The sequence below is a fragment of the Winogradskyella flava genome (genome assembly GCF_014243395.1).
GTDB lineage: Bacteria > Bacteroidota > Bacteroidia > Flavobacteriales > Flavobacteriaceae > Winogradskyella > Winogradskyella flava.
Window position 1 is genome coordinate 193,775 of sequence record NZ_JACLCP010000006.1, and the last position, 13,434, is coordinate 207,208.

The following is a 13,434-nucleotide window of genomic DNA, read 5'->3' on the forward strand; positions in this document are numbered from 1 at the left end:
TCTATATTTGCGCGATCAAAATTTGACATAAAATAAAAACAAAATGCAAAACAAAGGAGTAATTAAATTGTTTGCGTTACTATTCGGTCTGGTAAGTATTTATCAGTTGTCCTTTACATTTAAGGCGAACCAAATAGAGGACGAAGCACAACAGGCTGCTGTTGCAAAATATGCCGAAACAGTAGAGGGTTACCAAGACCTTAGAAATCAAGCTGAGATCAATTATCTCGATTCTTTAAAAACATCGAAAGTAGAAGTTGGTGAAGAATTGAAGCCTATTGAGGTTTATAATTTAGGATTATCTCAATATACCTATTCTGAAGTTGAGGACAATGCCATGAAATTAGGTCTAGACCTTAAAGGTGGTATTAATGCTATTATCCAGATTTCTGTAAAAGATATCCTAAAAGGTCTTGCTAATAACAGTAAAGATCCTGTGTTTAACAAAGCATTAGATGATGCCGAAGAGCTACAGAAAGATGCTCAAGAATCATATCTAGAGTCTTTCTTTAGAGCGTTTGACGAGATTAAAGGAGATACTAAATTGGCTTCTCCAGATATTTTCGCTAATCGTGATTTAAGTGAGGATATAAAATTTGATATGTCCGATGATGAGGTGAAAACTGTTTTAGAAAGAAAGATTGATGAATCCATTATTTCTGCCTTTGAAGTACTTCGTAATCGTATTGATGGTTTTGGTGTGTCGTCACCAAACATTCAACGTCTAGGAAACTCTGGGAGAATTTTAATAGAATTACCTGGAGCAAGAGATAAAAAGCGTGTTGTAGACATTATTACTAAAACAGCACAGTTACAGTTTTGGGAGACTTACAAAGCAGAAGAAATGTTTTCGTATGTGGCACAAGTCAACCAAAATATGGTAGAAGCAGCTAAAGTTGATGACGCTAATGACGAAGTTGCAGAATCTGCGGAAGTTGAGCAAGATTCAACGACGAGTGCCATCGACGAGTTAACTGGGCAGATTGAATCTGACTCTACCAACGTTGCTGATGTCAATCCTTTGGGAATTCAAAATATTGGTCGTGGTTCTGTTATTGCATATTTTTTAGCCAAGGATAAGGAGAAAGTACTAGAAGCACTTAACGAGCCAAAAAATAGAGCGAATTTACCAGTAGACATGCGTTATGCAAAATTTGTTTGGGGTTTACAGCCAAAAGATTCGGAGTTTGTTGAGTTATATGCTATTAAAGGAAATAGAGATGGTCAGCCGCAATTAAGTGGTGCTGTAATTACTGACGCAAGGCAAGATTACGATCAATTAAGCAGACCAGCGGTGAGTATGCAAATGAACGCCAAAGGTGCTAAAACTTGGGAAGAAATGACTAAAGTTGCGTACGAGACTCAGGGCTTTATTGCCATTGTCTTGGATGATATCGTCTATTCTGCGCCAAGTGTGTCTACAGGTCCAATCGCAGGTGGAAATTCTCAAATTTCTGGTGCATTTTCATTGACCGAAGCTGTCGATTTAGCGAACGTGTTAAGAGCTGGTAAACTACCTGCTTCCGCTGAGATTATTCAGGCAGATGAAGTTGGTCCATCATTGGGACAAGAAGCTATTGATAGTGGTATGAAATCGTTCCTTATTGCTTTAGCTTTTGTCCTACTTTGGATGATTTTCTATTATGGTAAAGCTGGTATTTTCGCGGATATTGCATTGTTATTAAACATCTTACTGATCTTTGGAGTATTGGCAAGTCTAGGAGCGGTATTAACCTTACCTGGTATTGCGGGTATTGTATTAACAATAGGTATTTCGGTCGATGCTAACGTACTTATCTTTGAGCGCATACGAGAGGAAATAGCCAAGGGTAAATCGCAAAAGGAGTCTATTAAGGATGGTTTTGCTAATGCATTGTCTTCAATTTTAGATGCGAATATTACAACAGGTTTAACGGCCTTGATATTATTTGTATTTGGTACAGGGCCAATAAAAGGTTTTGCAACGACCTTAATCATAGGTATTTTAACATCCTTATTTACAGCAATATTTATCACACGTTTATTAATTGATTGGTGGGCTAATAGAGGAGGAACTTTGGATTTCTCAACAGCAATGACCAAGAATTTATTCAAGAATGTAAATATCAACTTCTTGAAAAAACGTAAGATTGCTTATGTGATTTCAGGTGTGTTATTAACAGCGAGTATCATTTCGTTATTTACGAATAAGTTAGATCAAGGTATTGATTTTGTTGGAGGTAGAACCTATCAAGTTCGTTTTGAACAGCCTGTAAGTACAGAAGAAATTGCGTCAGTCTTAAACGATCCTGCAGTTTTTGGAAGTGCTGAGGTTAAGACTATTGGTACGGCTAACCAGTTGAAAATTTCAACAAAATATAAAGTCGAAGATAATTCAGTAGAAGCCGATGAAGATGTACAGGTGAAATTGTTCGAAGCGCTCAAACCTTATTTGCCAGATGGCATGAGTTATGTAGAATTCCAAGATGGTTCTGGAGACGCTAAAATTGGTAAGATGCTTTCTAGTAAAGTGAGTCCAACTATTGCGGATGATATTAAGAAGTCATCGTTCTGGGCAGTATTAGGATCTTTGGTCGTAGTATTTCTCTATATCTTATTTAGATTTAAGAAATGGCAATTCTCATTAGGTGCTGTTGCGGCGGTTTTCCATGATGTATTGATTGTACTGGGTATCTTCTCACTAACGTGGAAGTTTATGCCATTTAGTATGGAAATTGATCAAGCATTTATCGCTGCGATCTTGACAGTAATTGGTTACTCACTTAATGATACTGTGGTTGTGTTTGATAGAATTAGAGAATTCTTAAATGAACATACCTCTTGGGAATTTGGTAAGACGATTAATGCTTCTCTGAACAGTACTTTGAGTAGAACATTGAATACTTCGGTAACTACCTTAGTGGTGTTATTGGCAATGTTCACTTTTGGTGCAGATTCTTTAAGAGGCTTATTGTTCGCCTTAATTGTTGGTGTCATTGTCGGTACATATTCATCGATGTTTATTGCAACACCATTAATGTACGACACCGCTAAGAAAGGTGATGCTGCAGAATCTTTAAAGAAGAAAGTTAAGGAAGACGACGAAGAATAAGACTTTTTAAATAAATGTTATTCTGAATTAGTTTCAGAATCTAAAAGCCTTTCTTTTTGGAAAGGCTTTTTTTGCACTTAGACGCAACCTTTTGGTGTTTTGACTATCTATTATATACATGTGAGATAATTCTCTTACATTGCTATTAATCAATCCATTTGTCAACATGAAAAGAACACTACTCCTCGTATTCTCAATAATGTCATCTATAAGTTTTTGTCAAGACGTATTAATGCAAAATGGATCAATAAGTACTTGCTCGGGTATATTTTATGATTCTGGCGGTGAATTTTCTAATTACTCAAGTAATGAAAGTTTTGTTTTAACTATTTGCCCCGAGGAATCAGAACAGCGACTAAAGTTAGATTTTCTAGATTTTAGTACTCAATTAAATGCTGATATTATGACCATTTACGATGGCAATGATACAACGGCATCAATAATTGGAGAATATTCTGGGAATATAACACCTGGACTTGTCTTCGCTAGTTTTAATAACGCTTCAGGATGTTTAACCATTGAATATATATCCAATGATGCTGGCAATACCACAGGATGGTCAGCCGATATTTCTTGTACAAATCCTTGCCAAGAGATTACGGCGGTATTAAACTCAACAACTCCAACAGCTAATACAGAAGCCATTATCGAAGTTTGTGTAGGGGACAATATAAACTTTAATGGCAGTGGCATCTTTGAAGTTGATGGAACAGGTGCTAGTTACACTTGGGATTTGGGTAATGGAACAACCGCCTCTGGTCAGAGTGTCAATGTTTCTTACGATGTACCAGGAGTCTATTTGGTAAATTTGGATATAAGGGATACAAACATGGATAATTTCATGGATGGATGTCCTAATATAAATACAATCAATCAAATAGTTCGTGTTTCTGGAAAACCAGATTTTTCCAATACCCATATTATTGATAGTACGCTGTGTTTCGGTGATACTACAACCATTGAAGCCGTGGTTAATCCATTGACACTATTCTATAATTGTCCACCGCCTGAGAGTGAAGAAACCTTTTTGCCTGACGGAAATGGAGCTGCTTACAGTACATGTATTAATGTGACTTGTTTTGAAGCCGATGCAGTCCTTACAGATGTTTCTCAAATTTTTGATATTTGCTTAAATATTGAGCATTCGTACTCAGGGGATTTAGATATTAAAATTATTTCCCCAAATGGACAGGAAGCCATTTTATTTGAACAAAGTGGTGGAGGTACATATTTTGGTGGCGCTAATAATCTTGACAATTCTGAGCCAGGAGAAGGTGCAGATTACTGTTTTTCAATGTCCGCTTCAGAATTATTGGCTAATGCTAACACCATTAACGCAGGTTCAAATCCGCCAAGTAATTCCTGGGAACCAGGAACATATCTGCCAGTTGGTTCTTTTGATACATTGTTAGGGAGCCCTTTAAATGGAGAATGGTGTATAGTAATTGTTGATAATATCCCTGTTGATAATGGTTATATATTTTCTTGGGAGCTCAATTTTGATGATAGCGTACCTCAAGAAATTTTTGAGTATGTGCCTACAATTACCTCTGAAAGTTGGGATGCAAATCCAAGTATCACAGAGATGAATGGAAATGTGATTACTGTGGCACCAACTACTGCAGGAGAACATTGTTATACTTACAGAACCGTAGACGAGTTTGGATGTGAATATACAGAAGACTTTTGTGTTACTATGTTGGCAATAGGTGAATCACCAACAACTTTTTATGAAGATTTAGACGGTGATGGTTATGGAGATGCTAATAATTCTATTTTAGATTGCTCAAATATTCCACCTATTGGTTATGCACTAAACGGTTTAGATTGTGATGATTTAAATAATCAAATTAACCCTGACTCAAATGATTCTTTTGGAAATGGAATAGATGAGAATTGTGATGGTGTAGATGGTAATGCACTTAGTATAGAAGACCTAAGCATCAATGATATCCAAGTGTTACCAAACCCATTTAAAAGTGTGCTAAATGTTAATTTACCTGATGTAATAATAGGTAATGATATTAATGTTAAAATTTATGATTTAGGTGGTCGATCGGTTTTCGAACGAGTGTTTTTAAATGCGACTGAAGATATCACAATTAACTCACTAGATAAGTTAGAAGATGCTTACTACTTTTTAGAATTATCTAATGACAAGATTGGATTTAATGTTATAAAAAAGATTATCAAGAACTAGAACAATTCGTTTAGATTATATCTTGAGACTTTATTTTCTGCTTAAGGAAGGATAGTATCTGACTAAAAAAAAAGAATACTGTTATTTGTAGCCTTGTTTTGTTATCACAAAACTTCAAATGATATCTTATCACCAACTTCTAGTTGCCATTCATCAGATAGTCCAGCATTGATTTCCAAAACGTATTTTGCAGGAGCCTCTGATGGGAGGGAAGTTTCATCAAAAGGTTTTGCATTTTTTTGAAAGCTGACGATCTCCTTGTTTTCATTTATATAGATAATATCTAAAGGAATCTTAGTGTTTTTCATGTAAAAACTTCTAAAATCCACATCAGGAAATATAAATAACATACCATTATTGGATTCTAGCTTACTACGATACATTAAGCCTGTTTGAGTTTCATAGTCGTTATCAGCTATTTCGATATCTAGAGTTTTTATGATGGCATCTGAACTAGCTCTACTTATAAAAAGCGTTCCCTCTTTTTTAAAATTTACAACAACTTTATCTTTTGTTACATTTCTTTTTTCCTCTTTACAGCCAATGAATAGGGTTATGCAGAATATGACTAAAAAATAGTTCACGAAAGTTTTTAACCACATTATTCTATTGTTTTCTTAGGTTCGTAAACAAACATAAAATAAAGACCAATTAAGATAAATGGGATACTGAGCAGTTGCCCATTATTAAGTACATCACCGAAAAATGCTGCTAAGTCTTCATCACCTTGTGGCTCTTTCAAAAATTCAACGAAGAATCTGACCGTCCAAAGTAAAACCAAAAAGAGTCCAAATAAAAACCCTTGTTGCTTGGATTTATTAGTTTTCCAATAGAAGTAAAGCAGGATTAAGAATACAAAGATATAACAGAATGCCTCATATAATTGGGCAGGGTGTCTTGCAAAGTTTTCAGAGTTTTGTCTAAAAATAACACCAAAAGCACTATCTGTCTTAATACCTACAATCTCAGAATTGATAAAATTTCCAATTCTAACAAAAACAGCACCAAGTGCTACGGGAACCACAACACGGTCTAATATCCAAAGTATGGTCTTTTTTATGACCTTTTTATTGTAAAGGTACATGGAGATAATCATGCCTATAGCTGCGCCATGACTTGCCAAACCTTGAAATCCTGTAAACTCAAATCCACCTTTAAATTTAAAGGGTAAAAAGATGCTAAAGAAGTCGTCTGATATTAATTCGGATTGATAAAAGATGACATGTCCTAATCTGGCACCTATCATAATCCCTAAAACAGAATAGATAAAAAGAGAATCTAAGGATTCACTAGTTTCATTTTCGTTTTTCCAAATACGCTTGGTAACATAGAAGCCTAAAATAAAGGCAACGATCCACATCAGACTGTAAAAATGAAGTTTAAAAAAACCTAAATCAATAAATTTTATTGGATCCCAATCATTTTGTAGTAAAAACATAGAAATTCTCTTTATGCAGTAAATATAATATTTTGTATAGGATTGAAAACGAGATTAACGTAATATTAATGGTCTTTTGGAGGAACGGGATCAAAACCTTTACCTCCCCACGGATGACAACTAAAAATCCTTTTCAGGGCTAATTGACCACCTTTAAAAAATCCATGAACCTCAAGAGCTTCTTTCGCATAATGTGAGCAAGTAGGTTGATAGCGGCAAGTAGCTGGTGTTAAAGGTGATATTAGAGTTTGATACACTTTAATTAGGAATAGTAAAGGTTTAATCAGAATTTTTTTCATAATCGTGGTAAAGTCCTTTCCTTGGGAAAGGATTTAGGATAGGCTTCTAATTAGTCGTAAAAGTGGTGCCATCCCTACTATCATTCAATTGAATGCCGGCTTCAGCCAGTTCGTCTCTTATTTTGTCAGATAAGGCAAAATCCTTATTTAGTCTAGCCTCTTTTCTTAGGTTTATTAAAATTTCAACTGCACCAGATAATTTGTCAGTGCTAGAATTTTCTTTAGCAACATTGACCAAACCTAAAACATCAAAAGTAAAAGTATAAAGTGTTTCCTTTAACAATTCAAAATCTTCTTTTGTCACAGTCGCACTACCATCTTTAACTTGATTGATGAATTTTGCTGCATCAAAAAGTGTTGCTATTAAAATAGGTGTATTAAAATCATCATTCATGGCATCATAACATTTCTTCTTCCAAGCAGAAACGTCAAATGTGGAAGCGTCACTAGTGTTTAAATCATCAATAAGATTAATAGCATCCATTAACCTGAAAAATCCCTTTTCACTAGCCAATAATCCATTATTGGTAAAATCCAAAATACTTCTGTAGTGTGCTTGCAGCATAAAGAAACGGGCAACACTTGGTGAATATGCTTTAGTGATATGAGGATTTTCTCCTGAAAAAATCTCATTTGGTAAAATGAAATTACCAGTAGATTTCGCCATTTTTTTACCATTCATAATGAGCATGTTGGCATGCATCCAATAATTGACAGGGGCTTGATTATTGGTAGCCACTGCTTGTGCTATTTCACATTCATGATGTGGAAATTTCAGATCCATGCCACCACCGTGAATATCAAATTGCTCACCAAGATATTTGGTACTCATGGCAGTACACTCTAAATGCCAACCAGGAAATCCATCACTCCAAGGCGATGGCCAACGCATAATGTGTTGCGGTTCGGCTTTTTTCCAAAGTGCAAAATCTTGTGGATTTTTCTTATCTGATTGCCCATCAAGTGCACGCGTGTTGTGTATAAGATCTTCGAGCTTGCGTTTACTGAGTATGCCGTACTGCTTTGTTTCGTTGTATTTGTGAACATCAAAATAAACAGATCCGTTTACTTCATAAGCCAATCCGTTATCAATGATACTCTTAATGATTTCAATCTGTTCAATAATATGGCCAGTTGCTGTTGGCTCTATACTTGGTGGTAAAAAATTAAATTTATTGAGAATATTATGGAAATCAACAGTATAACGCTGTACAACTTCCATAGGTTCTATGGCTTCCAGTCTTGCTTTCTTCGCAATACGATCTTCGCCTTCATCTGCATCATTTTCTAAATGGCCAGCATCGGTAATGTTTCTTACGTATCTGACTTTATAGCCAAGTTGTTTTAGATATCTAAAGATAACATCAAACGACATAAACGTACGGACATTGCCCAAATGTACATTACTGTAAACTGTAGGGCCACATACGTACATACCAACATAGCCATCATTTAATGGCTTGAAAATATCTTTTTCACCAGATAAAGAATTATATATTTTTATGGTCTGCTTGTCGTATAAGGGCATGATGTAATATTCAATTTAGTATGGACAAAGCTAAATAACTAGCTAGGATAAAGCAAACTAAAATTGAGTATCTAGCTGAATATAATCTAGAAATTCGCGTCGCGTTTCTTTTTCCTTGAATTTACCACCGAATTCTGAAGTTACAGTGCTGCTTTCAATATCTCTAATGCCACGGGAATTAACGCATAAATGTTTGGCATCAATAACACAAGCGACATCTTTGGTATTTAGAACACTTTGTAATTCTTTTACAATCTGAATGGTCAAGCGTTCTTGCACTTGAGGACGTTTAGCAAAATAATCGACAATACGATTCATTTTAGACAAACCAACAACAGTACCATTAGAGATATAAGCGACATGAGCCTTTCCTACAATGGGTAATAGATGATGCTCACAAGTAGAATATAATGTAATGTTTTTTTCAACTAACATTTCACCATATTTATACTTATTAGCAAAGGTAGATGCATTTGGTTTTTTGTCAGGATCTAGACCTCCAAAAATTTCATTAACAAACATCTTTGCTACTCTGTTTGGAGTACCTTTTAGACTGTCATCGTCAAGATCTAAACCCAAAGTCTCCATTATATGTTTGACGTCATCTTTAATGATGTCAACTTTTTCCTGATTAGAAAGTTCAAATGCATCTGATCGCATAGGTGTATCAGAGGACGAGCCAATATGGTCATCACCAATAGCATCTATATCATTAAAATCACCATCGATTTTCATAGGTAAATAAAATTATCAATTCTTTAAAAGAAAGATGCAAAGATACGTAATAAAAATAGTATCGATAAGGTAGGAGATTCTTAATTTAACATGTTATATAGACGAACAGTTATAATCATAGATAAACTAAAGGCTATTTTATTGTAAATTTATTACTTTTCGCTTCCACAACTTAAACCCTCAAAATGAAAAGAATTTTAATTGTTTTGGTTTTTACTATCTCGAGCCATAATGTGCTATTATCTCAAGATTCTTCCAAGTTTGTTAAATATCCCGATAATATAGACAACCCTTTGACTACCGAAGAAAAGGGGATGATTATTGATGCTTATGGAGAGCAAGCTGCTAATAAGTATATTTTTAATATTCCTCAACGTTTAAAGAATACTAAGCATATTTTAAGAAATAGATTTGAAATAGTTGAAATTAAAAATAAAGACTTGTCCAAGCTCAAGAAGCTTTCTGATGTCCCTCTATTTAATGTTTACAAGAAAAATAAACGCGATAAGGTGGTAGATATAAAAAATTTCAACCCACTAAAATATCAATTTCACTTTTATTCAAAAGAAGCCGAGTACGTCAGAATTGATGACACTTCGTATGTGATTATTATAAAATCTCAGTTTCAATAGGTCATTAATTATAGATATTAAATAATAGCAAATGAAAAAATTACTAGCCCTCATAGTCTTTTTTATAACAAGCATAAGTTTTTCCCAAGATATTAATATGCAAAATGGCACATTTGATCGCTGTAGTGGTATTTTTTATGATTCTGGAGGAGAATTTGGAAACTATGGAAGCGACGAAGACTTGGTTATTACTTTATGTCCGGAGACTGCTGGATTTATGGTGCAATTGAATTTTAATGCTTTCGCAACTCAGCTCAATGTAGATACCATGACCATTTATAATGGGCAAGATACAGCTGCACCTGAATTAGGTACATATAACGGAGTTGCTTCTCCAGGTTTTGTGACAGCAACTCCAAACATAAACCCTTCTGGATGCTTAACGATAGCCTTTAGCTCTGATGGCGTGGCTTCAAATAGTGGATGGGCAGCAGAAATTTCTTGTCTTGAACCGTGTCAAGACATTACTGCTCAAATTGATTCTACAGTTCCTGTCGTTGATACAGATGGTGCCATTAAAGTTTGCCCAGGAGATGACATTACTTTTACTGGAGGTGGGACTTTTTCCAATGATCCAACTGGAGCTACATATGAGTGGGATTTTGGAGACATGAATACAGCGAATGGACAAACGGTAACACATTCTTATAATACACCTGGTGTGTACTTAGTTAATTTAGTAGTTAGAGACGATAATTTTAGTGATGACCCTAACGGGTGTCCTAGCAATAATAGTATAGATCAAATTGTACAAGTAGCAACGGAACCTGACTTTAGTGCATCTCAAGCTGCAAATGCAGTACTGTGCTATGGAGAGAGTACAACTATTACTGGCGCAGCAACTCCAGTTGAATTTATTTTTGATTGTAGTCCAGCAACTGGTAATCAGACCGCATTGCCTGATGGAAATGGCGTGAGCTATACTTCTGGTACTATAGTAGAGAACTGCTACGATGATGCTGAGGTAGTTGTTGATGGTTCTCAGATTGCAGAAGTATGTTTAAATATTGAGCACTCCTATTCAGGAGATTTGGATATTTATTTAGAAAGTCCTAACGGCGTACAAGTACAATTATTTGCACAAGCTGGAGGAGGAACTTATTTTGGAGGTGCTGATAACAATGATAATGGCGTACCTGGCGTTGGTGCAGATTATTGTTTTTCTACAACTGCGACTACACTACTACAAAATGCCAATACTATAAATGCTGGTACTAATCCTCCAAATGCGTCGTGGGAGCCTGGTACGTATTTGCCTATAGGCAATTTTGATGATTTTATTGGAAGTCCTATTAACGGGGATTGGACGATTATTATAACCGATAATATTCCAGTCGATGATGGAACTATATTTTATTGGAGTTTAGATTTCGATCCTTCATTGCAACCACCATTATTATCATTTACTCCAAATATTACTTCAGAAGGGTGGGATGCAGATCCTACAATTACAAATACAAGTGGTAATGTCATAACCGTAACACCTCCAGACGCAGGTCAATACTGTTATACATATCGTGCAACTGACGATTATGGTTGTGAATATACAGAACAAGTATGTATAGATGTATTACCAGAACTAATTGCTGCGGCACCAAATAATTTGGTGATTTGCGATCCCGGAGCTGCTCCATACATATTCGATTTAGAACTAAATACGCCAGTTGTAACTGCAAGCGCCTCAAATGCAGGAGATTTGGTGGTAACTTATCACATTTCACAAACAGATGCAGAGAATGATGCCGGCGCTATATCTGGTACAAATAATTATTCAGGTACAGATGGAGAAACAATTTTTGTAAGAGTTGAATATTTGACCTCTGGATGTAATGAAGTATTTCCGTTCACTTTAAATCTATCTGGTCAACCTGTTCTTAATCCTGTTTCTGCTTTGGAGCTGTGTGATGATAGTTCAAATGATGGATTTGAAGAATTTAATCTTAATGCTCAAACCGCAGGTATTTTAGGAGGACAAGATGCAAGTAGTTTTGAAGTAACTTATCATTTAAGTTTTGCTGATGCCGACGCTGATGTTGCAGCTTTACCGTTAAATTATACGAATACTGCAAACCCACAACCAATCTTCGTTAGAATAGAAACTATTGGTGACTCAAGTTGTTACAATGCATCATCAAATCCTTTGTTTAATTTAGTTGTAATTCCTAGGGAGGATGCTACATTTAATGTAACACCAACTTGCGATGGTGCTACAGTCAATACCCCTTTAGCTACACCAGGAGGAGTATTTGAATTTACTGGTTTTCCTGGTCCAGGAGTAAGTATTGATCCGACTACAGGTGAAGTTACTGGTGCCACTTCAGGCTTACCTTATGAAGTCCGATATACAACCTCTGGTGTTTGTCCAAGTGTTTTCACTCTTACGTTTAACGTTCTAACTGAAGATAATGCAACGTTTAATGTTACTCCAACATGTGATGGAGGTACAGCCTCGATTACAGGTGATTCAGGAGGTATATTCAGTTTTAACCCAGTTCCAACAGATACTGCAGTCATTGATTCTAGCACTGGTGATGTCACAAATGCAACACCAGGCACTAGCTACACCATAGAATATATGACATCGGGAGCATGTCCAGCCTCGAGCACTCAGGTTTTAACTGTACTAAATTTAGATGACCCTAGTTTTTCTTTAACTGCGACATGTGATGGGGCAACGGCTACAATTGCTGGTGATACAGGAGGAACATTTGCTTTTAATCCTGCACCTACTGATGCTGCAGTGATAGATGTCAATACAGGAACAATAACTAGTGGGACTTCTGGTGCGACCTATTCAGTTGAATATACTACAGCGAACAGCTGTCCTCAATCGTCAATCGAAGCTGTTACTGTGCTTGATTCTGACGATGCTTCTTTTACGGTGGCACCAACTTGTGACGGAGGGGTAGTAACTATCACGGGTACTGTTGGTGGAATATTCGACTTTGATACAGTTCCAACTGATACTGCTGTAATAGATTCAAATACAGGTGAAGTAACTAATGCTTCCTCAGGAGCTACCTATTCTATTTCTTATACTACACTGGGCGTGTGTCCAGATACAGAGGTAGTAACTTTTAATGCCCTTCCGATTGATGATGCAAGCTTTATTGTAAATCCAACTTGTGATGGAGGTGAAACAACCATAACAGGAATAACAGGCGGAACGTTTAGTTTTGATGTAGTTCCGACAGATTTGGCTGTAATAGATACCAATACAGGCAACGTGACTAATGGTACACCAGGTGAAACTTACACTATAGAGTATGTTACTTTTGGGGCTTGTCCTAATAGTAGTATAGTCGTATTTACAGCTAACCCCCTACCATCCTTGGTAGTACCGACGGCATTGGAGGTTTGTGACGATGGGGTACCTGATGGTTTGACGGAGATAGATTTAAGTATAAAGAATGAAGAGATCAGCGGTAACAACCCTTTGTATTCGGTGAGCTATTATTTGACTCCGGGCGATGCAGATACGGCAACCGATCCGTTGCCGACATTATATACT

9 protein-coding genes are annotated in these 13,434 nt (G+C 36.1%); 4 read left to right on the plus strand and 5 right to left on the minus strand.

Features of this window, described 5'->3' with window-relative positions; all coding sequences use genetic code 11:
- Positions 1–43 precede the first annotated feature (43 nt).
- Both secDF and H7F21_RS16370 read left to right on the plus strand, forming a co-directional pair.
- A complete protein-coding gene (gene secDF, locus H7F21_RS16365; RefSeq protein ID WP_185790387.1) occupies positions 44–3,091 on the plus strand; it encodes a protein translocase subunit SecDF in 3,048 nt (1,015 codons plus the stop codon).
- A gap of 166 nt (positions 3,092–3,257) precedes the next feature.
- Positions 3,258–5,291 carry a PKD domain-containing protein gene (locus H7F21_RS16370; protein WP_185790388.1) on the plus strand — a complete coding sequence of 678 codons (2,034 nt, stop codon included), beginning with the start codon at positions 3,258–3,260 and terminating at the stop codon, positions 5,289–5,291.
- A 104-nt stretch (positions 5,292–5,395) separates the two neighbouring features.
- Here the strand turns inward: H7F21_RS16370 and H7F21_RS16375 are convergent, their stop codons facing one another.
- From H7F21_RS16375 to folE, 5 genes are all read right to left on the minus strand, one after another.
- On the minus strand, positions 5,396–5,875 hold the full coding sequence (locus H7F21_RS16375; RefSeq protein WP_343067662.1) for a DUF192 domain-containing protein: 480 nt from the start codon (positions 5,873–5,875) through the stop codon (positions 5,396–5,398).
- 17 nt (positions 5,876–5,892) lie between these two features.
- A complete protein-coding gene (gene lgt, locus H7F21_RS16380; protein WP_185790390.1) occupies positions 5,893–6,729 on the minus strand; it encodes a prolipoprotein diacylglyceryl transferase in 837 nt (278 codons plus the stop codon).
- A gap of 65 nt (positions 6,730–6,794) precedes the next feature.
- Positions 6,795–7,028 (minus strand): membrane protein insertion efficiency factor YidD, encoded by a 234-nt coding sequence (gene yidD / locus H7F21_RS16385; RefSeq protein WP_185790391.1) that lies wholly within the window; start codon positions 7,026–7,028, stop codon positions 6,795–6,797.
- Positions 7,029–7,074: 46 nt separating this feature from the next.
- Positions 7,075–8,556 carry a cysteine--tRNA ligase gene (gene cysS / locus H7F21_RS16390; protein ID WP_185790392.1) on the minus strand — a complete coding sequence of 494 codons (1,482 nt, stop codon included), beginning with the start codon at positions 8,554–8,556 and terminating at the stop codon, positions 7,075–7,077.
- A 57-nt stretch (positions 8,557–8,613) separates the two neighbouring features.
- Positions 8,614–9,291, minus strand: coding sequence for a GTP cyclohydrolase I FolE (gene folE / locus H7F21_RS16395; protein ID WP_185790393.1), 678 nt, complete (start codon positions 9,289–9,291; stop codon positions 8,614–8,616).
- A 185-nt stretch (positions 9,292–9,476) separates the two neighbouring features.
- Here folE and H7F21_RS16400 point away from each other — a divergent pair, with 185 nt between their 5' ends.
- Together H7F21_RS16400 and H7F21_RS16405 are read left to right on the plus strand one after the other, a co-directional pair.
- Positions 9,477–9,923 (plus strand): hypothetical protein, encoded by a 447-nt coding sequence (locus H7F21_RS16400; RefSeq protein WP_185790394.1) that lies wholly within the window; start codon positions 9,477–9,479, stop codon positions 9,921–9,923.
- 31 nt (positions 9,924–9,954) lie between these two features.
- A partial coding sequence (locus H7F21_RS16405; protein ID WP_185790395.1) for a PKD domain-containing protein occupies positions 9,955–13,434 on the plus strand: 3,480 nt, incomplete at its 3' end.